Annotated in this window: 19 protein-coding genes; 13 read left to right on the forward strand and 6 right to left on the reverse strand. The window is 67.8% G+C overall.

Going from position 1 to position 19451, the window contains the following annotated elements:
• Positions 1-136: 136 nt before the first annotated feature.
• The 4 genes from I5803_RS05150 to I5803_RS05165 form a co-directional block, all read right to left on the reverse strand.
• The gene (locus I5803_RS05150) at positions 137-991 is read right to left on the reverse strand and encodes an amino acid ABC transporter substrate-binding protein (protein WP_231402572.1); all 855 of its coding nucleotides are present in this window, start codon (positions 989-991) and stop codon (positions 137-139) included.
• A gap of 155 nt (positions 992-1146) precedes the next feature.
• Positions 1147-3672 (reverse strand): CaiB/BaiF CoA transferase family protein, encoded by a 2526-nt coding sequence (locus I5803_RS05155; protein WP_196985322.1) that lies wholly within the window; start codon positions 3670-3672, stop codon positions 1147-1149.
• The gene (locus I5803_RS05160; RefSeq protein ID WP_196985323.1) at positions 3669-5033 is read right to left on the reverse strand and encodes an MmgE/PrpD family protein; all 1365 of its coding nucleotides are present in this window, start codon (positions 5031-5033) and stop codon (positions 3669-3671) included. The genes I5803_RS05155 and I5803_RS05160 overlap by 4 nt, the downstream gene beginning before the upstream one ends.
• A gap of 19 nt (positions 5034-5052) precedes the next feature.
• The gene (locus tag I5803_RS05165) at positions 5053-6051 is read right to left on the reverse strand and encodes a tripartite tricarboxylate transporter substrate binding protein (RefSeq protein ID WP_196985324.1); all 999 of its coding nucleotides are present in this window, start codon (positions 6049-6051) and stop codon (positions 5053-5055) included.
• A gap of 71 nt (positions 6052-6122) precedes the next feature.
• Between I5803_RS05165 and I5803_RS05170 the strand changes: the two genes are divergently transcribed.
• From I5803_RS05170 to I5803_RS05180, 3 genes are read left to right on the forward strand one after another with little or no spacing between them, the layout of a single operon-like run.
• Positions 6123-6827 (forward strand): dienelactone hydrolase family protein, encoded by a 705-nt coding sequence (locus I5803_RS05170; protein WP_196985325.1) that lies wholly within the window; start codon positions 6123-6125, stop codon positions 6825-6827.
• 28 nt (positions 6828-6855) lie between these two features.
• The gene (locus I5803_RS05175) at positions 6856-8349 is read left to right on the forward strand and encodes a glycine betaine ABC transporter substrate-binding protein (RefSeq protein WP_196985326.1); all 1494 of its coding nucleotides are present in this window, start codon (positions 6856-6858) and stop codon (positions 8347-8349) included.
• Positions 8346-9737: a M20 family metallopeptidase gene (locus tag I5803_RS05180; RefSeq protein ID WP_196985327.1), complete on the forward strand. Its 1392-nt coding sequence runs from the start codon at positions 8346-8348 to the stop codon at positions 9735-9737. Before I5803_RS05175 ends, I5803_RS05180 begins: the two co-directional genes overlap by 4 nt.
• A 164-nt stretch (positions 9738-9901) precedes the next feature.
• Here the strand turns inward: I5803_RS05180 and I5803_RS05185 are convergent, their stop codons facing one another.
• Together I5803_RS05185 and I5803_RS05190 are read right to left on the reverse strand one after the other, a co-directional pair.
• Positions 9902-10126 (reverse strand): hypothetical protein, encoded by a 225-nt coding sequence (locus I5803_RS05185; protein ID WP_196985328.1) that lies wholly within the window; start codon positions 10124-10126, stop codon positions 9902-9904.
• Positions 10123-10917 carry a FadR/GntR family transcriptional regulator gene (locus I5803_RS05190; RefSeq protein ID WP_196985329.1) on the reverse strand — a complete coding sequence of 265 codons (795 nt, stop codon included), beginning with the start codon at positions 10915-10917 and terminating at the stop codon, positions 10123-10125. The genes I5803_RS05185 and I5803_RS05190 overlap by 4 nt, the downstream gene beginning before the upstream one ends.
• Positions 10918-10995: 78 nt before the next feature.
• Here I5803_RS05190 and I5803_RS05195 point away from each other — a divergent pair, with 78 nt between their 5' ends.
• From I5803_RS05195 to soxZ, 10 genes are all read left to right on the forward strand, one after another.
• Positions 10996-11808, forward strand: coding sequence for an NAD-dependent epimerase/dehydratase family protein (locus I5803_RS05195; RefSeq protein ID WP_196985330.1), 813 nt, complete (start codon positions 10996-10998; stop codon positions 11806-11808).
• Positions 11809-11813: 5 nt separating this feature from the next.
• Complete coding sequence (locus I5803_RS05200) at positions 11814-12695, forward strand: SMP-30/gluconolactonase/LRE family protein (RefSeq protein ID WP_196985331.1); 882 nt, start codon at positions 11814-11816, stop codon at positions 12693-12695.
• Positions 12696-12719: 24 nt separating this feature from the next.
• Positions 12720-13694 (forward strand): TRAP transporter substrate-binding protein, encoded by a 975-nt coding sequence (locus I5803_RS05205; protein ID WP_196985332.1) that lies wholly within the window; start codon positions 12720-12722, stop codon positions 13692-13694.
• Positions 13695-13696: 2 nt separating this feature from the next.
• On the forward strand, positions 13697-14185 hold the full coding sequence (locus tag I5803_RS05210; RefSeq protein WP_196988464.1) for a TRAP transporter small permease: 489 nt from the start codon (positions 13697-13699) through the stop codon (positions 14183-14185).
• Positions 14182-15474, forward strand: a complete 1293-nt coding sequence (locus tag I5803_RS05215) for a TRAP transporter large permease (RefSeq protein ID WP_196985333.1) — start codon at positions 14182-14184, stop codon at positions 15472-15474. Before I5803_RS05210 ends, I5803_RS05215 begins: the two co-directional genes overlap by 4 nt.
• A gap of 26 nt (positions 15475-15500) precedes the next feature.
• Entirely contained in the window at positions 15501-16112 is a 612-nt protein-coding gene (locus I5803_RS05220) for a 2-hydroxychromene-2-carboxylate isomerase (RefSeq protein ID WP_196985334.1), read from the forward strand.
• 118 nt (positions 16113-16230) lie between these two features.
• The gene (gene soxC, locus I5803_RS05225; RefSeq protein WP_435520842.1) at positions 16231-17529 is read left to right on the forward strand and encodes a sulfite dehydrogenase; all 1299 of its coding nucleotides are present in this window, start codon (positions 16231-16233) and stop codon (positions 17527-17529) included.
• Positions 17513-18547: a c-type cytochrome gene (locus I5803_RS05230; protein ID WP_196985336.1), complete on the forward strand. Its 1035-nt coding sequence runs from the start codon at positions 17513-17515 to the stop codon at positions 18545-18547. Before soxC ends, I5803_RS05230 begins: the two co-directional genes overlap by 17 nt.
• A gap of 86 nt (positions 18548-18633) precedes the next feature.
• Positions 18634-19092, forward strand: a complete 459-nt coding sequence (soxY, locus tag I5803_RS05235) for a thiosulfate oxidation carrier protein SoxY (RefSeq protein WP_196985337.1) — start codon at positions 18634-18636, stop codon at positions 19090-19092.
• Between the two features lie 25 nt (positions 19093-19117).
• The gene (soxZ, locus tag I5803_RS05240) at positions 19118-19429 is read left to right on the forward strand and encodes a thiosulfate oxidation carrier complex protein SoxZ (protein WP_196985338.1); all 312 of its coding nucleotides are present in this window, start codon (positions 19118-19120) and stop codon (positions 19427-19429) included.
• Positions 19430-19451: the final 22 nt, after the last annotated feature.

A 19451-nucleotide genomic window follows, 5' to 3' on the forward strand; every position in this document is an offset into this window, starting at 1 on the left:
TAACCGAGGAAGTATAGCAGCGGGAGAAACGCCGTCAATGCGGCCCGTGTTCATCCCCTGTCCCCGATGCTAACCACATGCCCCCGGACGGCGGCATTCGCGGGGGCGTGGCCGACCCCCCGCGCCCATCACCGCTTCAGAAAGGGACGAAGTCGGTGGGAAATTTCCAGAAGTCCTTGAGCAGGGAATTCACGGGCAGGTTGAGTGCCTTGTCGTGCGGCGGGATGGGCTTCATGAACCACTTGTCGTAGATCGGGTAGATCTCCCTGCTCAGGATGAGCCGGCGCATTTCGTCATCGACCAGCTTCTTGAACTCCGGGTCGTTCTTGGGCAGCATGATCGCCAGGGCCTCCGTGGTGAGGTACTTGCCCACGATCTTCAAGGCGGCAGGGTCCGGGCGGTTGGAAGCCAGGCCGTAGAGCAGCACGTCGTCCATCACGAAGGCGCCGGCCGCGCCCTTTTCCACCATCTCGACACCCTGCGCATGGTCCGCCGATTCGAGGATGGTGATGTTCATCAGCCGCTCCTTGTTGGCCTGGACCACGGCCTTGAGCGGCGTGGTGCCCTTGGTCGAGACGATCTTCTTGCCTTCGAAATCCTCGATGCGGGTGGCGGGGCTGTCCGCACGCACCAGCAGGCGGGCGCCGGTGATGAAGTGGGGGATGGTGAAGGCGACCTTCTCGCGCCGCTCGGCGTTGTTGGTGGTGGCGCCGCATTCCAGGTCCGCCCTGCCCTCGGCGATCGCGGCGATGCGGGTGGAAGACGTCACCATCAGGAACTCGACCTCCATCTTCTTGGCGCCCGTCTTCTTGCGGATCACTTCGGCCAGGTTCAGGCACAGGTCCATCGCATAACCCACGGGGCGCTTGTCCGCATCCACGTAAGAAAAGGGAATTGAAGATTCGCGGTGCGCGATCACCAGCTTGCCGCCCGCCGCGATGCGCGCGAGCACGGGCTCTGCCGCCACGGCCAGGGAACTGCACAGGAACATGCCGATGGCGGCGTACGACTTCCAGCGGGCATTGCTCATTTTTACCTCTATGTTGGTTAAAAAGAGCTACTCTATCGAGCGCCGTCCAAAGCGGCCAATGCCCAGCATAAGGGTCGGCATGCACAGTCCGCATGCACATCAGAAGTCGGTGATGTCTACGTGATGCCGAGCTTGCGTTTGTAGTCCGGGTCGACCTCGTGGATCGCCTTCACGCGCTGCAGTTCCGCCAGGCCCATCGCATCGAAAGGCTTGTTGACGGTCGGCTCGCTGCACACCACACGCGCGTCGAACAACGCGGCGATGCGCGCCTCGTCCATTCCCAGCACGTCGCGCAGGATCGCGCGTCCGTCCTCGCCGTAGCGCGGCGCCGGCTTGCGGATGTGCACGTCGCGGCTCGCGAGCTTCCACGGGCGGCTCATGATCGGGCGCACGCCCATGGGCAGCGGCAGGTTCACCCTCTCGTGGAAACCACGCGCGAGCAGGTGTTCATCGAGCAGGATGTCACGGTTGTTGAAGACCGGGCCGCAGGCGATGCCCGCGGCTTGCAGGCGATGCATCAGTGCCCGCGCGTCCTGGGGGCGCACCCATTGCGCCACCGCCGCGTCGATGCGCTCGCGCGCGTTTCGCCTGGCGTCCGCCCGCGTCCAGGACGCATCGACGGCCACGCCGTCCGCCGCCATCATGGACGCCAGCGATTGCCACTGCGCATCCGTCTCCACCGTGAGCGCCACCCAGCGATCGTCGCCCGCGCCCGGGTAGGCGTTGCTCGGCACGTGCAATTCATGCTCGTTGCCGATCCGCTGCGGCTCGGTGCCGTCGACCTGGTACTGCAGCAAGGCCTCCGGGATCAGGGCCGCGCCCACCTGGTACATGCCCAGGTCGATCGACTGGCCCTGCCCCGTCATGCGCACGTGGCGCAGCGCACAGAACAAGGCGGCAAGGCCGGCCCAGCACGCGAGGAAATCGGGATACGACTGCCCCACCTTCCATGGTTTGTCGCCGCGATAGCCGGAATACGCGGCGATCCCCATGGTCACCTCCAGCGTGGTGCCCTGGCTCGGGAAGTTCTTCCACGGCCCGGTGCCGCCGTAGCCCGTGTTCGCGAGCGTGATGAGCTTCGGGTTGATCTCGCGCAGCGCCTCGTCGCCCAGGCCCCAGCCCGCGAGCACGCGCGGCGTGAAGTTGTTGACCACCACGTCGCTCTTCGCGACGAGCTCGCGGAACACCTGCTTGCCCTCCGCCTGCGCCATGTCGAGCGCCATCGACTGCTTGCCGCGGTTCACCACGTTGAACATGCCGGAGCGGTTGATCGCATCCTCGCGCGTGTCGTTTTCCAGGTAGGTGGTGAGCACGCCCTTGCGCGTCGGGTCGAGCTTGAGCGGCGACTCGATCTTGATCACCTCCGCGCCCAGGTCGCTGAGGAGGGACGCCATGTAGGGCATCGCGATCACGGTGGCCATGTCCAGCACGCGCAGGCCCTCGAGCGGTAGGCGCGCTTTGGCAGACGCAGGCAGCCTGGACGGCGCAGGGAGCGACCGCACCTGCCCGATCACTTCGGCCGTGTGCTCGCCCAGCATCGGCGCGCGGCGGCGCACGGCTGTCGGCGTGAGCGACATCTTCACGAGCTCGCCGGGATAACGAAAGCGCCCCCCGGCCGGATGCTCGACCTCCACCCAGAAGCCCCGCTGGGCGAGTTGCTCGCACGCGAGCAGGTCCGGCGCCGTCTGCACGACCCCCATCAGGAGGCGCCGCTGCGACCCGTCGACGAAGAGTTCCTTCGCCTCGCGGTCCTTCACGCACTGCGCGACGAGGTCGCGCACTTCGGCGACGTGCTTGGACCGCTCCTTGTTGCTCGCGAACTTCGGGTCCCGGAACGCATCGTTGCGAAAGAGGTCCGCGAAAGTTTCGTTGGGCACCGTGAGGCTGGCCTGGAAGGAGAGGTAGCCTTTCTTCGTCTCGACCGGCGCGCCCGAGTACGGGTCCTGCACGGCCATGCGCCGCCCCTGGATCGCGCCCATGAAGGTGTAGTAGGTCTCGCAGGTCACGAGCTCGGAGACCAGGCATTCCTGGATCGACAGGTCCACGTGGTCGCCGATGCCGTCGCGCTCCGCCGCGGTGAAAGCGGCGAGCGCCGCATACGCGGCGTTCAGTCCTGCGCAGAAAGCGACCTGGTTCAGGCCATGCTTGAGCGGCGCGCGGTCCACGTCGCCGCTGATCTGCATGATCCCGCTCATCGCCTGGTGCACGAGGTCGCTGCCGGTGAAGTGCGCGTACGGCCCCTCCTGCCCGAAATCCGTCACCGAGGTCACGACGACGCGCGGGTTGATCTCCAGCATCCGCTGCGGGGACAAGCCCCACGCGGCGAGCGTGCCCGGCTTGAAGCCTTCGATCACGATGTCGCTCGCCTTCACCAGCGCTTCGAGCTCCGCGAGCGCCTGCGGCGTGCCGAGGTCCAGCGCGACACCGCGCTTGTTCCAGTTGAGGTAGGCGAAGAGCAGGCTGCGCTCCGCTGCGGGCCCTTCGTGCAGCAGCGGGTGCAGCGCCCGCGCCGGATCCCCGGCGAGCGGCTCCACCTTCACGACCTCGGCGCCGAAGTCGCCCAGCAGGCGCGCGGCCATCGGTGCCGCGATGCCGGGACCCAGGTCCAGGACACGCACACCGCGCAATGCAGATTCACTCATGGATGGATTTCCCGACTTTCGGCGAGCGCATAAAGCGCGCGCGTGCCCGGCAGTTCATCGACCGCCATGAGCGCATTGAACAAGGGCCGCGCATCGGCGGCCAGGCCGCCGGCCTGCAGACAGCTTTCGAACTTGGCGAACAGCTCGCCGGGGAGCAGCGGACGCTCCGGCCCGCCGCGCACATAGTCCACTTCGCGGCGCAGCGTGCGGCCGTCCTGCAACTGCAGCTGGACCACGTCCACCGGCGCCTCGCCCGCGCGATCGCCGGCTTCCTCGTCGGTGGGAATCACCTCCACGGCGCGCATCAGTTCGCGCACGTCCGCGCGCTGCACCAGCGCATCGTCGAGTTCCTGCAGGCCGCAGCGGTGCGCGACGATCGCCGACGCCATCGCGAACTGCATGGAGAACTTCGCCTGCAGGCGGTCCTGCGGCGCGTCGAAACGCAGCGTCGACTTGTTGCGCCGGCTGATGGTGACGGCGATGCGCTTGACGTCGCCCGCGGGCACGACCTGCTCGGCGAGGATGTCCAGGATGCCGTCGAGCGCGCGGTGCGTCGCGAAACACACCGGGTATTTCTTGATGTTGACGCCGTCGCGCGGCAGCTTCCAGTCGCGCCCGGCCAACACCGGCGAGTCGACATCGACGCGGCCTTCCGGCGAGATGCCCCGCATCAACCCCTTGGAGCCTTCCAGCGCGTCCGGCGACGCGGTGAAGCCGCGCTGCGCGAGCCGGGCCGCCATCACGCCGGCATGCGCCGCGATGCCGGCGTGCAGGGGTTTCGTCATGCTGCCGAAATTCGCGATCACGCCGCCGCTGCGCGACGCGGCCATGCCCAGCGCATGCGCGGTGTGGCGGGCATCGAGGCCGCGAAGCGAGGCGCACGCCGCCGCGGCCGCCAGCGGCCCGAACACGCCCGTCGGATGCCAGCTGTGGTTGTGATACAGGCCGGGCTCGCGCCGCAGCAGTTCCGCCCACGTCTCATAGCCTGCCGCATAGGCCGTGGCCATCGCGCGGCCGTCGGCGTCGCAGGCATCCGCCTCGGCAAGGATCGCGGGGACGAGCACGGCGCTCAGGTGGCCCTTCTGCGCCGCATCGTCGAAGTCGAGCGCGTGCGCCGCCGTCGCGTTGAGCCACGCCGCCTCGGGCGCGCGCGCGGTGCCCTGGTCGACGAAGAGCCGGCTTTCGCCCGGCGGCGGGTCCAGCGTCTCGCGCAGGATGCGCGCGGGCTCGCTCACCCGGCCCGCCACGAGCGTCGCGAAGCAGTCGGTAAAGGCGCTGCGGATGAAGGGCAGCGCAGCGGGGGGCACGTCGCCGAAGCGCAGCGACCCGACGAAGCCTGCGAGCTCCTTCGTCAATGCCATGGGGATCTCCTGGGGCGCGTCATTCGGCCTTGATGCCCATCTCCTGGACGATGGCCGCGTTCTGCGACAACTCCTCCTGCACGAAGGCCGCGAACTGCTCCGGGCTTTGCGACATCGTCTCCAGCCCCTGCTTGAGCAGCATCTCGCGTGTGTCCGCTCCCTGCATGCCCCGCGCGATGGCCGCGTTGAGCTTCGCGACGATCTCGCGCGGCGTGCCGGCGGGCGCGGCAATGCCGAACCAGGTCGCGCGGTCGTAGCCGGCCACGCCCGCCTCGGCGATCGTCGGCGTGCCGGGCGCGGCCGCGGAACGCGACCGCGTTGTCACGCCCAGCATGCGCAGCTTCCCCGCTTCCACCAGCGGCAGCGCGGGTGCCAGGCTGGCGAAGGCGACCTGGATATCGCCCGCGACGGTCGCGTTGATCGCCTCGGCGCCGCCCTTGAAAGGCACGTGCACGATCTTCACTTTCGCGAGCCGGTTGAAGAATTCGCCCGCCAGATGCTGCGAGTTGCCCACGCCGGGCGAGCCGTAATTGAGCGCGCCGGGCCTGGCCTGCGCGAGCGCGACGAGTTCGCGCACGTTCTTCACAGGCAGCGCGGGGTTCACTACGAGCGCCAATGCGCCCGTTACCGCGGGAGCAACCAACGCGAGGTCATGCCGCATGTCGAAGGGCAGCTTGGCGCGCAGGGCGGGCAGGATCGTGTCTGCCGCCGAAATCACGATCAGGCTGTAGCCGTCGGGGGGTGAGTGCGCCACGCGTTCCAGCGCGATGGCGCCCGTCGCGCCGGGCATGTTCATCACGAGGACCTGCTGGCCCAGTTCCTGCGACAGCTTCGCGGCGATCATGCGCGCGACGTAGTCGGTGCCGCCGCCCGCGGGGTAGCCGACATACAGGCGGATGGGCTTGTCGGGCCAGGCGGATTGCGCCCATGCGGCGGGTGTGCTCGCCGCCGCGAAAACGGCTCCCAGCCCTGCCATCAGGTGGCGGCGGGACAGCCGCGCGAAAGGAACTTCGGACATCGGTTTATGATAGCGCTATCACCGTTGTGAGTCAACGTTCAACGCCAATGCATCGACACAAGGAAATGACCATGAGCGAAGCCGTCACCACCCAGTGGATCTCCCTCGACCCTGCCGCCCCCGCATTCCAGGGCTACCTTGCCCTGCCGCCCGCGGGCAAGGGGCCCGGGCTCGTGCTCTTCCAGGAAATCTTCGGCGTCAATTCGCACATCCAGGCGGTGGCGCGGCAGTACGCGCTCGACGGCTTCGTCGTGCTAGCGCCCGACCTGTTCTGGCGCCAGCAGCAGAAGGTGCAGCTCGGCTATGAAGGCGAGCAGCGCGAGCGCGCCATCGCGATGATGAAGCAGATGACGCCGGCGGACATGGAAGCCGACATCAAGACCTCCGTCGCGGCGCTGCGCGCGCGCCCCGAAGCGGCCGGCAAAGGTGTGGGCGCGGTGGGCTACTGCCTCGGCGGGAGGCTCGCCTATTTCAGCGCGGCGATGGGCCTCGTGGACGCCGCGGTGTCCTACTACGGCGGCGGCATCCACGACAACCTCGACCGCGCGAAGTCCGTCGTCTGCCCCACGCAGTTCCACTACGGCGAGAAGGACACGGGCATCCCGCTGGAAGCGGTGGAGAAAGTGCGATCCGCGATGGGCGACCGCGCCGAAGTGTTCGTCTACCCCGGTGCGCAGCACGGCTTCAACTGCTGGGAACGGGCGTCCTACGACGCACCGAGCGCCGCGCTGGCGCACGGGCGCACGCTGGGCTTCCTCGCGCAACGGCTCTTCTGACGCGGCGCGGGGTTCATAATCCCCGCCGATGAACCGCGCCTTCTGGCTGGCCGCCCTGCTCCTGTGCACTCTGCCTGCATTCGCGGCCGACCACCTGCGCATCGGCTCCAAGCGCTTCACCGAGTCGTACATCCTCGCGCAGGTGCTGGCGCAGGCCGCCGCCCCGCATCTGCAGCAGCCCCCCGAGGTCAAACAGGGACTCGGCAACACCGCCATCGTCTACGAGGCGCTGCGCTCCGGCAACATCGATCTCTACCCGGAGTACGCCGGCACCATCGCGCTCGAAATCCTCAAGAGCGACAAGCCGATGACGCTCGACGCGATGAACCGCGCTCTCGCGCCGCTGGGCTTCGGCGCGGCCATCCCCCTGGGCTTCAACGACGGTTACGCGATCGCCGTTCGCGGTGACGACGCGCAGCGCGCGGGCATCCGCACGCTCAGCGACCTCGCGAAGCACCCCGAGCTCAAGCTCGGCCTGTCCAACGAATTCATCGGGCGCGCCGACGGCTGGCCCGGGCTTGCCGGGAAGTACGGCCTGCCGCACAAGCCCATCGGCCTGGACCACGGCCTGGCCTACGACGCGATCGCGAACAAGCAGATCGACGCGATGGACATCTACACCACCGACGCGAAGATCGGCCACCTGAAGCTCGCGGTGCTCAAGGACGACGCGAACTACTTCCCGCGTTACGACGCGCTGGTGCTGTACCGGCTCGATGTGCCTGGGAAATTCCCGCAGGCATGGGCGGCGCTGACGAAGCTCGAAGGCAGCATCGACGAGAACGCCATGATCGCGATGAATGCGCGCGCCGAGTTGCAGGGCGCCGCCTTCGACGTGATCGCACGCGACCACCTCGCGGGCAGCAAGCCGGCGGCGGACGCGAAGTCGCGCAATTTCGCGGCCAAGTTGTTCGGGCCCGATCTCGGGCGGCTCGCGGCGCAGCACCTCGGGCTCGTCGCGGTGTCGGTCGGCATCGCCGCCCTGATCGCCATCCCCCTCGCGCTGCTGGCTTTCCCGCATCCAAGGTCGCGCGCGGTGCTGCTCGGCGCGACGGGCCTGCTGCAGACGGTGCCCTCGCTCGCGCTGCTCGCGATCCTGATCTGGCTGGTCGGCGCCATCGGGCTCGTGCCTGCCGTGATCGCGCTCACGCTCTACGCCCTGCTGCCCATCATGCGCAACACCGTCACCGGTCTCACGGAAGTGTCACCCGGCTTGCGCGACGCAGCGTCGGCCCTGGGCATGACGCAGGGCCAGCGCCTGCGCCTCGTCGAATTGCCGCTCGCATGGCCGACGATCCTCGCGGGCATCCGCATCGCGACGACGATCGCGATCGGCACCGCGACCATCGCGGCCTTCGTCGGCGCGGGCGGTTTCGGCGAACGCATCGTCACCGGGCTGGCCATCAACGACAGCGACCTGCTGCTCGCCGGTGCGTTGCCCGCCGCCGCGCTCGCGCTGGCGAGCGAACTTCTTTTCGAATTGGCCGCGCAGCTGTTCGCGCGGCGAGGAAGCACACCATGACACGATCCGACGCCATCGCCGACTCGCAGCGGCAATTCGATTCCGGCGCCTTCCGCGACATGCTTGCGCGCCGCATCGCGGTGCCCACCGAAAGCCAGAACCCGGAGCGTGCGGGCGCCCTCGCTTCGTACCTGCAGCAGGAGATCCAGCCGGCGTTCGACGCGATGGGCTTCACCTGCAGCACCCTCACCCATCCGAAGGCGCGGGCGCCCTTCCTCTTCGCCGAGCGCATCGAGAACCCGGCGTTGCCCACCGTCTTCGGCTACGGCCACGGCGATGTGATCCGCGGGCTGGAGCCGGAGTGGCGCGAGGGCCTCTCGCCCTGGACGCTGACCGAGCGCGACGGCCGCTGGTACGGTCGCGGCATCGCGGACAACAAGGGCCAGCACACGGTGAACATGCAGTCGCTCGCCAACGTGTTCAAGGCGCGCGGCAAGCTGGGCTTCAACGCGAAGTACCTCATCGAAATGGGCGAGGAGACCGGCTCGCCCGGCCTGCGCGAGCTGTGCGAGGAACACAAGGCCCTCTTCGACGCCGACCTGCTGATCGCTTCCGACGGGCCGCGCCTACGCGCGGAGCGCCCCACGATCTTCCTGGGTTCCCGCGGCGCGCTCAATTTCGACCTGACCATCGAGTCGCGCAAGGGCGCGCACCACTCCGGCAACTGGGGCGGCCTCATCTCCAACCCGGGCATCCAGCTCGCGCACGCGATCGCGAGCATCACTTCGCCCACCGGCCAGATCCGCATCCCCGAGTGGGTGCCGACAGAGTTGCCCGCGGCCGTGCGCCGCGCACTCGCCGATTGCGAAGTGGACGGCGGCGAGGACGGCCCGGAGATCGAGCCGTGGTGGGGCGAACCGGGCCTGTCCCCCGCCGAGCGCGTGTTCGGCTGGTGCTCGTTCGAAGTGCTGTCGTACAAGACCGGTAATCCGCAGACGCCGGTGAACGCCATCCCCGCGACGGCGTGGGCGCGCTGCCAGCTGCGCTTCGTGGTCGGCCCGGACCCGGCGCAGTTCATGCCCGCGCTGCGCCGCCACCTCGACCGTCACGGCTTCCCGATGGTGAAGATCAGCGCGACGCGCGACGAGATGTTCGCCGCGACGCGCATCGACCCGGACGACCCGTGGGTGCAGTGGGCGGCGGCGTCGATCCAGAAGACCACGAACAAGAAACCGGCGGTGCTGCCGAACCTCGGCGGCTCGCTGCCGAACGACATCTTCACGGACGTGCTGGGCTTGAAGACGGTGTGGGTGCCGCACTCCTACCCGGGGTGTTCGCAGCATGCGCCCAACGAGCACCTGCCGCCGGAGTTGCTGCGCGAGGCGTTGGCGGTGATGACTGGGTTGTATTGGGATCTTGGGGAGGGTGGGACACCGGGGCGCTCTTGATCGCCCGGTAGCTTTTTTTTGGACGCAGAAGTCGCAGAAGTTACCCAGAAAGAAGACAAGAAGAAGCCAGATGCATTTTGGTTCTTAAATTCAGTTGCATTTTTTCTGCGGTCTTCTGCGTAACCTCTGCGAATTCTGCGTCCTTGAACCCGGCTTCAAGCGCATCACTCATCCAGAAACCCACCCTTGTAAAAACTCCACGCCGTCCCGTCGTGCAGATAGAAGTACCCATCCGCACAGCCATCCTTCCCGGGAAAGTAATCGCGATACGCCTTCGGCACCAGCCTCGCCAGCTGGTCGTCGTCGAGTTCATCGAACTGCTCCGGCGTGATCGCCTGTCCCACGCGCAGCCGCTTCGGCTTGTCCCCGAAGTCCCAGTCGCCAGTCATCGTACAACCCCCCTCGCTCGCTTTTTCGGCACGGCCCCCGCCTGCACCGCCTCCTGCGCCAGGCGCAGGCGCTCGCGGCTGTTCGTGAGGTGGATGCGCATTGCGGCGCGGGCGGACTCGGCGTCGCCGCGCGCGATGGCGGAATAGATCTCCTCGTGCTCGCGGTTCACGCGGCGCAGGTACTGGGGCAGGTCCTCCTGTGCAATGCGGGGTGAATTGATCCGCGCCCGCGGGATCACGCCGGCGCCCAGGTGGCTCATGATGTCCGCGAAATAGCGATTGCCTGTCGCATTCGCGATCGCGAGGTGGAAGCGGAAGTCGGGGGAGATCGCGTCTCCCGCCCCGCCCGCGCTGGCCTCGAATGCATCCAGCGCGGCGCGCATTTCCGCGAGCTGCGCATCGCTCCTGCGCTGTGCCGCGAGCCCCGACGATTCCGTTTCGAGGCTGATGCGAAGCTCCAGCACCGCCATCACGTCGACCGCCGTCGCGACGTCCGCCGGGTCGATGCCGAAGCCCTGGCCCGCGCGCGGCTCCATCACGAAGGTGCCGATGCCGTGGCGCGTCTCGACGAGCTGCGCCGCCTGGAGGCGCGACAGCGCCTCGCGCACCACCGTCCGGCTCACGCCGAAGGCCTGCATGATTTCCGATTCGGTCGGCAGCTTCTCGCCCGGCTTCAGCAGCCGGCCGCGGATGCGCGCGCCGATGCTCTCCACGAGCTCGTGCGCGAGGCTGCGCGAGCGCTTGCGAACCCCGGGATTCCCCGCAGTTCGCGCCGTTGACAAGCTTCCCATGGGCTCATGATAATCAAACCGACAGTTGTACGACAACTGGTTTTCCCGCAAATCCAACCAGAAAAGCGCAGAGACACGATGAGCGAATCCACGCGACTGCAGCGCCTGCTCCTCACCGGGGCCGCGGGCGGACTCGGCCAGATGTTGCGGCAAAGCCTCAAGCCCTACGCGAAGCTGATGCGCCTGTCCGATCGCGCGCCGATGGCCCCCGCGGGGGATGCCGAGGAAGTCATCCCCTGCGAGTTGTCGGACAAGGAAGCGGTGGACCGTCTCATAGAAGGCTGCGACGCGATCGTCCACCTCGGCGGCGTGTCGGTGGAGCGGCCCTTCGAGGAAGTGCTGGAGGCCAACATCAAGGGCGTCTTCCACATCTACGAAGGCGCGCGTCGCCACGGCGTGAAGCGCGTCGTGTTCGCGAGCTCCAACCACGTCATCGGTTTCCATCCGCAGGGCAAGCTGCTCGACGCGGATTGCGCGAAGCGTCCCGACGGCTACTACGGCCTGTCGAAGGCCTACGGCGAAGACCTCTCGCGCTTCTACTTCGACCGCTACGGCATCGAGACGGCCTGCCTGCGCATCGGCTCCTCCTTTCCCGAGCCGAAGGACAGGCGCATGCTCATCACCTGGCTCAGCTACCGGGACCTCACGGAGCTCGTGCGCTGCTGCCTCTTCGCGCCGGCGCTCGGCCACACCATCGTCTACGGCGCGTCCGACAACCGCGACAAGTGGTGGGACAACAGCAAGGCCGCGCACCTGGGCTTCAAGCCGCAGGACAACACCGAGGCCTTCCGCGCCAGGGTTGGAGCGCTGCCCCCCCTGGACCCGGCGGACCCGGCCGCGCATTACCAGGGCGGCGGCTTCGTGAAGCTCGGCCCCTTCGAGACGCTTTGAGCACCATGCAGGCCGAGCTCGTGCTCGATGCGCGCAACACCGTGGGGGAAAGCCCGGTGTGGATCGCGGCCGAGCAGGCGCTCTACTGGAGCGACATCCCGGCGCGCACGCTCCATCGCTGGCGGGCCGCGACCGGCGCGGTGACGCACTGGTCCGCCCCGGAGATGATCGGCTGCTTCGCGCGGCACGGCGCGGGCGGATGGCTGTGCGCGATGGAAGACGGGGTGCATCACCTGCACGCCGGCGACTCGGGCGAGTTGCACGGCACGCTCATGGCGAAGGTCCGGCATGCCCGCCCCGGCATGCGCTTCAACGACGGCCGTTGCGACAGGCAGGGCCGCTTTCGCGCGGGCACGATGCTGATAGACATGGGCGCGGCGCAGGCCGTGGGCGTGCTCCATGCCTTCGAGCGAGACCGATGCGTGCCGCTGATCGACGGCCTCATCGTTCCCAACGGCCTGGCCTTCAGCCCCGACGGCCGCACGATGTACCTGAGCGATTCGCATCCCACGGTGCAGCGCATCTGGGCTTTCGACTACGACACCACCAGCGGCCGGCCCTCCAACCGCCGCCTGTTCGTCGACATGACGCCCCTGCCCGGCCGCCCGGACGGCGCCGCGGTGGACGAGGACGGCTGCTACTGGATCTGCGGCAACGACGCGGGCGTGGTGCATCGCTTCACCCCGCAGGGAAAACTCGACCGCTCGCTCGAACTGCCTGTCAGGAAGCCCGCCATGTGCGCCTTCGGCGGCGCGCAGCTCGACACGCTGTACGTCACGTCGATCCGCCCGCCCGATGCGGAGGCCACCGGCCAGCCGCTCGCGGGCGGCGTCTTCGCGCTGCGCCCGGGCGTGCGCGGCTTGCCCGAACCCGAATACCAACCCTGACCCATCCCACCACGAGAGGACGACATGACACCCGCAAACATCTTCAAGCCCACGCTGGCCGCCGCGCTGTGCGCCTTCGCCTTCGCGGCGCAGGCCACCGAATTCCGCTCTTCGGACATCCACCCCGACGGCTATCCAACGGTGGATGCCGTCAAGTTCATGGGCGAGCGGCTCAAGGCGCTCACCAACGGCAAGCACTCGATCAAGGTGTTCAACAACAGCGCCCTGGGCAACGAGAAGGACACGATCGAGCAGACGAAGATCGGGGCCCTCGCGATGACGCGCGTGAACATCGCGCCGATGAACAACATCTGCGCGGAAACGCAGGTGCCGACCATGCCCTTCCTCTTCCGCAGCAAGGAGCACATGCGCCACGTGCTCGACGGCCCGATCGGCGAGGAGATCCTCGCGTCGTGCGCGCCGCAAGGCTTCATCGGCCTTGCCTACTACGACAGCGGCGCGCGCTCGCTCTACACCGCCAAGAAGCCGGTGCGCACGCTCGCCGACGCGAAGGGCATGAAGATCCGCGTGCAGCAGTCGGACTTGTGGGTGGCGCTGCTGGAAGCGATGGGCGCGAATGCGACGCCGATGCCTTACGGCGAGGTGTACACGGCGCTGAAGACGGGCCTCGTCGACGGCGCGGAGAACAACTGGCCGTCCTACGAAAGCTCGCGCCATTTCGAAGTGGCGAAGTACTACTCGGTGACCGAGCACTCGATGGCGCCGGAGATGCTGCTCTTTTCCAAGCGGACCTGGGACACGCTGACGCCGGACGACCAGAAGGCGATCCGCCAGGCGGCAAAGGAATCCGTGCCCTTCATGCGCAAGCTGTGGGACGAGCGCGAAGAGAAGTCCCTGGCCGTGGTGAAGGCCGGCGGCGCGGAGATCATCCAGGTGGACAAGGCCTCCTTCCAGAACGCCATGAAGCCGGTGTACGACAAGTTCATCACCGACGCCAAGCTGAAGGGGCTCGTCAAGCGCATCCAGGACACCAAGTGAGCCTGTACACGCGCATCTGCAGGAAGCTCGCGCGCGGCTGCATGTGGCTGGGCATCGCGGGCATCGTCGGCCTGATCTGCGCGGTGACCTGGCAGGTGTTCGGCCGCTACGTGCTCAACAGCACGCCGACCTGGGCCGAGAGCCTCGCCCTGCTGCTCGTGCTGTACGTGACCATGCTCGGCGTCGCGGTCGGCGTGCGCGACTCCGGGCATATCGGGCTCGAATCCTTCCTCGTGCTCGCGCCCGAGGGCCTGCGCCTGAAGATGGAGTACCTGATCCACGCGCTGATCCTGCTCTTCGGCGCCGCCATGGCCTACAACTGCGCGTTCCTCGCGCAGTCGGTCTGGAGCTACCGCCTGCCCACTCTGTGGATCTCAGAGGGCTGGAAGTACGTGCCCGCCGCCATCGCCGGCGTGCTCATCGTGATGTTTTCCATCGAACATTTGATCGCTCTGGCCCAGGGCCGCGAAGTGGAGCCTGCCTGGTCATGACGATTCCCCTTTTGATCCTCGCGGGCAGCTTCTTCGGCCTGCTGATGCTGGGCGTGCCCGTCGCCTTCTCGATCGGCCTCTCGGCCCTCGCCACGCTGCTCTACGAAGGCCTGCCGCTCGCGGTGGGCTTCCAGCAGATGACCTCGGGGATGAACGTCTTCTCGTTCCTCGCCATCCCCTTCTTCATCTTCGCGGGCGAGTTGATGCTCTACGGCGGCATCGCGGACCGCATCGTCGATTTCGCCAAGAGCCTGATCGGCCACGTGCGCGGCGGCCTGGGCATGTCGAACGTCGTGGCCTGCACGCTCTTCGGCGGCGTGTCCGGCTCGCCGGTCGCGGACGTCTCGGCGATGGGCGCCGTGATGATCCCGATGATGAAAAAGGAGGGCTACCACGCGGACTACGCCGTCAACGTGACGACGCATGCGGCGCTCGTGGGCGCGCTCATGCCGACCAGCCACAACATGATCATCTACACGCTGGCCGCGGGCGGCAAGGTGTCGATCGCCGCGCTGATCCTCGCGGGGCTGATGCCGGCGCTGATCCTCACGCTGTGCAACCTGGCCGCGGCGTACCTGGTCGCGGTGCATCGCGGCTACCCGGCGGGCACGTTCCCGGGATGGTCCATCGTCGCGCGCTCCTTCGCCTCCGCGCTGCCGGGCCTCTTCGTCGTGGCGCTGATCCTCGTCGGCATCCTGAGCGGCGTGTTCACCGCGACGGAATCGGCCGCGATCGCGGTGCTCTACGCGCTGGCGCTCACGGTGTTCCTGTACCGCTCGCTCACCCGGGAGAAGTTCATCAAGGCCGCTTCGAAGGCGGTGAAGACCACCGGCGTGATCCTGCTGCTGATCGGCATCTCGTCGACCTTCGGCTATCTCATCAGCCTGTACGGCGTGGCGGAGCTCACGGGCAAGATGCTCTCGACCATCACCACGCAGCCCTGGCTGATCTTCCTGCTGGTGAACGTGATCCTCTTCGTGCTGGGCACCTTCCTGGACATGGCGGCGACCATCCTGCTGTGCACGCCGATCTTCCTGCCGATCTGCCAGCAGTACGGCATGAGCTCGGTGCAGTTCGGCATGGTGCTGCTGATCAACTGCGCGCTCGGCCTCAACACGCCGCCGGTGGGCACCACGCAGTTCGTCGGCTGCGCGATCGGCGGCGTGTCCGTGGGCTACGTGATGCGCACGATCTGGCCGTTCTACGGCGCGCTGATCGCGGCGCTGCTCATCGTCACCTACGTGCCCGCGTTCTCGCTGTGGCTGCCCTCCGTGGTCCTGGGCAAGTAGCGGGGGCCCAGGCGTATCCTCGCGAAATGGAAGCATCGCCGGTTCACTTCTATTTCGACTTCATCTCGCCCTACGGCTGGCTCGCGTCGATGCGCATCGAGGAAATCGCGGCGCGCCACGGGCGCCGCGTCGAATGGCATGCGATGCTGCTCGGCGTCGCGGTGATGAAGGTGATGGGCCTGAAGCCCCTGCTCGACACACCGCTCAAGGGCGACTACGTGCGGCGCGACGTGGCGCGCCACTTCAGGCGCCTGGGCTTCGAGCCCGCGCGCGCGGCGGGCGATCCGGCGATGGATCCCCTGCCCGCGGCGCGCGCCTTCCACTGGGTCAAGCAACGACATCCCGAACTCGCAGGCGCATTCGCGCGGGCCGTGTACGACGCGTATTGGCGTGGCGGCAAGGACTTGTCGACGGCGCAGGCACTGGTGTCGATTGCATTGCCCGATGGCATCGATGCATCGGCGTTGCGGGCGGCCATCGGCAGCGACGAGGCAAGGCAGCTCTTGCGCCAGGCGGTGGAGGCGTCCCTGGCCGCAGGCATCTTCGGCTCACCGACGGTGGTCGTGGACGGCGAAAGCTTCTGGGGTGTCGATCGGCTTGGCGATGTGGACGAGTGGTTAGGGCGGGGTGGGTGGTAGGCGGGCGGCTGCCGCATCCGGTTCTCCTGCATTGCCCCCGGACTACTCGTAAACCCCGACCTCGCCTCTCCAGACGCCATATATCATTCAATCTGCATATACGGATTGAATGCCACCCATGATTCCCGGACGGCTGCGCAAGGCGCCTGAGAACTTCCTCGCTCCGCAAGGCAGGCGCGGGTTCCTGCGGGGCGCACTCGCCGCCGCTGCGAGCGGAATGGCCGTGGCGGGCGCACGGGCGCAAGTGGCCGACGGCGACCCCAACATCCTCAACCTCCCCACGCATTCCACCGGCCTCGGCCAGCCGCTGGCCGAAGGCTACGGCAAGCCATCGCAGTTCGAGGGCAACGTGCAGCGCCGCCGCAGCCCGGGCCTCACGCAGACGACGCAGGCCTCGGTCTCTTTCGCGCCGCTGCAGTCCATGTTCGGCATCGTGACGCCCAGCGGCCTGCATTTCGAGCGGCACCACCAGGGCTGGTGGGACGTCGATCCGTCGAAGCACCGCTTCATGATCAACGGGCTGGTGAAGTCGCCCAAGGTCTTCACGATGGACGAGCTCATGCGGCTGCCCGCCGTGTCGCGCTTCCACTTCATCGAGTGCGGCGCCAATACCGGCATGGAATGGGGCAACGTCGCGGTGCCCACTTGCCAGTACACCCACGGCATGCTGTCGTGCAGCGAATTCACGGGCGTGCCGCTCGTCACCCTGCTCGAGATGGCCGGCGCGGATTTCAGCAAGGGACAGTTCGTGCTCGCCGAAGGCGCCGACGGCTCGTCGATGACGCGCACCATCCCGATGAGCATGATCCGCTCCGGCGAGGTGCTCGTGGCTTACGGCCAGAACGGCGAAATGTTGCGCCCCGAGAACGGCTATCCGCTGCGTCTCGTCGTGCCCGGCGTGCAGGGCGTGAGCTGGGTCAAGTACCTGCGCCGCGTCGAAGTGGGCGACCAGCCCTATGCGACCAAGGACGAGACCGTCCACTACGTCGACCTCATGCCCGACGGCATGCACCGGCAGTACACGAGCATCCAGGAATGCAAGAGCGTCGTCACCACGCCTTCGGGCGGGCAGATGCTGCTGGACAGGGGCTTCTACAGCATCACCGGCCTCGCGTGGTCGGGGCGCGGCAAGGTCAGGCGCGTCGACGTGTCCGTCGACGGCGGGCGCAACTGGCGCGCGGCGAAGCTGGAAACGCCCGTGCTGAGCAAGTGCCTCACGCGCTTTTCCTGCGACTGGGTGTGGGACGGCCAGCCCGCCATCATCCAGAGCCGCGCGGTGGACGAGACGGGTTACGTGCAGCCGAACTACCGGCAGCTGCGCGCGGTGCGCGGCAAGGGCTCGATCTATCACAACAACGCGATCCAGTCGTGGGGCGTCGAGGCGAACGGCGAGGTGAAGAATGTCCAGGTGGGTTGATACCGTGGCGTTGGCACTGTGCGCCTTGACCGCGGCGACGGTGAACGCCGCGGGCTTCCCCGGCATCGGCCGCGACGCGACGCCCCGGGAGGTCGCCGCGTGGGACATCGACGTGCGCGCCGATTTCAAGGGCTTGCCGCCCGGCTCGGGCAGCGTGGCGAAGGGCCAGGAAGTCTGGGAGGCGAAGTGCGCGTCCTGCCACGGCGTGTTCGGCGAGTCGAACCAGGTGTTCAACCCGCTCGTGGGCGGCACCTCGGCGGACGACGTGAAGACGGGCCGCGTGGCGAGCCTCGCGCGCCGCGACTACCCGGGCCGCACGACGATGATGAAGGTGTCGCAGGTCTCCACGCTGTGGGACTACATCAACCGCGCGATGCCGTGGACGCAGCCGAAATCGCTCACGGTCGAAGAGGTCTACGCGACCACCGCCTACCTGCTGAACCTCGCCGACGTGGTGCCCTCCGACTTCACGCTGTCGGACAAGAACATCGGCGAGGTGCAGCAGCGCCTGCCCAACCGCAACGGGATGACGCGCGACCACGCGATGTGGCCGGGGTCTCGCACGCCCGTCGATGTCAAGGCGACTGCTTGCATGAAGAACTGCGCGGCCGAGGCCGTGGTGACATCCGCCCTGCCCGATTTCGCGCGCAACGCACACGGCAACCTCGCGCTGCAGAACCGCACGGTGGGCGCGCAACGCGGCATCGACACCGCGCGCGGCGCCGCGGCCGCCGCCTCCGCGCCCGCGCCCGCCCCGGCCCTGAACGACGGCCGCGCGGTGCAGGCCCTGCTCCAGGCCAACAGCTGCACCGCCTGCCACGCCGCGAGCAGCCGCGTGGTCGGGCCTAGCTGGGCCGAGGTCGCGGGCAAGCACGCCGGCAAGGCCGACTACCTTGCCGCGAAGATCCGCTCCGGGGGCTCCGGCGCCTGGGGCGCCATCCCCATGCCGCCGCAAACGCTGAGCGAAGCCGACGCGCGCCGCATCGCGGGCTGGCTCGCCGCGGGAGCCGCGCCATGAATGCCGCCGGCCGCAGGAGGGATATCCCGATTCGCGGTGCAGCCCCCGTTCATTACCATTCCCCTCAATTCCCAGGAGACGCCCTCATGCAAACCCGTCGCGAAACCCTCCGACAAAGCGCCGTTGTCGCCGGCCTGCTGGCCACGGCCGGCTTCTTCCCACGCGACGCCCTCGCCGCGTGGAACGGCCATGCGTTCGAGGCCAAGAGCGTGGCCGACGTCATGAAGGCCTTCGGCGCCGGCGCTCCCGCGGCCAGCAACGACGTGACGCTCACCGCGCCCGACATCGCGGAGAACGGCGCCGTCGTGCCCATGGGCGTCGCGACGACGCTGCCCAACGTGAAGCACATGCTGATCCTCGTCGAGAAGAACCCGAGCACGCTGGTCGCAAAGTTCGACACGAGCGACGCAGTCGAGCCGAACTTCCTCACGCGCGCCAAGATGGGCCAGTCCTCCGACGTGTACGCGGTCGCGATCACGAACGACGGCAAGGCCTTCTTCGCCAAGAAGGAAGTCAAGGTCACCCTCGGCGGCTGCGGCGGCTGATCACACACGACACAAGGAGTCCACCATGTCAGACCCGATGCGCATCCGCGCTCAATCCCAGGGCGGCAACGCCGTCGTGCGCGTGCTGATGAGCCACGAGATGGAAACCGGCCTGCGCAAGGACGCGGCCGGCAAGACCGTGCCGGCCTGGCACATCACCGAAGTCACCGCCATGCACAACGGCAAGCAGGTGCTCGCCGCCGAATGGGGGCCCGCCGTCGCGAAGAACCCTTTCCTGCAATTCACGGTGAAGGGCGCGAAGGCCGGCGACAAGATCGCCATCTCCTGGAAAGACAACAAGGGCGACACGCGCACCGACGAAGCCGTGGTGACCTGACAGCCCGAGAAACGGAGGAGAC

The organism is Caenimonas aquaedulcis, assembly GCF_015831345.1.
Taxonomy (GTDB): Bacteria; Pseudomonadota; Gammaproteobacteria; order Burkholderiales; family Burkholderiaceae_C; genus Ramlibacter; species Ramlibacter aquaedulcis.

Bases quoted from the DNA above. Each gene is read 5' to 3' on its own strand.
- soxC (WP_435520842.1), top strand. From the start codon at position 16,231: ATGATTCCCGGACGGCTGCGCAAGGCGCCTGAGAACTTCCTCGCTCCG.
- soxZ (WP_196985338.1), top strand. From the start codon at position 19,118: ATGTCAGACCCGATGCGCATCCGCGCTCAATCCCAGGGCGGCAACGCC.
- I5803_RS05155 (WP_196985322.1), bottom strand. From the start codon at position 3,672: ATGAGTGAATCTGCATTGCGCGGTGTGCGTGTCCTGGACCTGGGTCCC.
- I5803_RS05185 (WP_196985328.1), bottom strand. From the start codon at position 10,126: ATGACTGGCGACTGGGACTTCGGGGACAAGCCGAAGCGGCTGCGCGTG.
- I5803_RS05215 (WP_196985333.1), top strand. From the start codon at position 14,182: ATGACGATTCCCCTTTTGATCCTCGCGGGCAGCTTCTTCGGCCTGCTG.
- I5803_RS05170 (WP_196985325.1), top strand. From the start codon at position 6,123: ATGAGCGAAGCCGTCACCACCCAGTGGATCTCCCTCGACCCTGCCGCC.
- I5803_RS05180 (WP_196985327.1), top strand. From the start codon at position 8,346: ATGACACGATCCGACGCCATCGCCGACTCGCAGCGGCAATTCGATTCC.
- I5803_RS05230 (WP_196985336.1), top strand. From the start codon at position 17,513: ATGTCCAGGTGGGTTGATACCGTGGCGTTGGCACTGTGCGCCTTGACC.
- I5803_RS05190 (WP_196985329.1), bottom strand. From the start codon at position 10,917: ATGGGAAGCTTGTCAACGGCGCGAACTGCGGGGAATCCCGGGGTTCGC.
- I5803_RS05205 (WP_196985332.1), top strand. From the start codon at position 12,720: ATGACACCCGCAAACATCTTCAAGCCCACGCTGGCCGCCGCGCTGTGC.
- I5803_RS05160 (WP_196985323.1), bottom strand. From the start codon at position 5,033: ATGGCATTGACGAAGGAGCTCGCAGGCTTCGTCGGGTCGCTGCGCTTC.
- I5803_RS05165 (WP_196985324.1), bottom strand. From the start codon at position 6,051: ATGTCCGAAGTTCCTTTCGCGCGGCTGTCCCGCCGCCACCTGATGGCA.
- I5803_RS05220 (WP_196985334.1), top strand. From the start codon at position 15,501: ATGGAAGCATCGCCGGTTCACTTCTATTTCGACTTCATCTCGCCCTAC.
- I5803_RS05150 (WP_231402572.1), bottom strand. From the start codon at position 991: ATGTTCCTGTGCAGTTCCCTGGCCGTGGCGGCAGAGCCCGTGCTCGCG.
- soxY (WP_196985337.1), top strand. From the start codon at position 18,634: ATGCAAACCCGTCGCGAAACCCTCCGACAAAGCGCCGTTGTCGCCGGC.
- I5803_RS05195 (WP_196985330.1), top strand. From the start codon at position 10,996: ATGAGCGAATCCACGCGACTGCAGCGCCTGCTCCTCACCGGGGCCGCG.
- I5803_RS05175 (WP_196985326.1), top strand. From the start codon at position 6,856: ATGAACCGCGCCTTCTGGCTGGCCGCCCTGCTCCTGTGCACTCTGCCT.
- I5803_RS05200 (WP_196985331.1), top strand. From the start codon at position 11,814: ATGCAGGCCGAGCTCGTGCTCGATGCGCGCAACACCGTGGGGGAAAGC.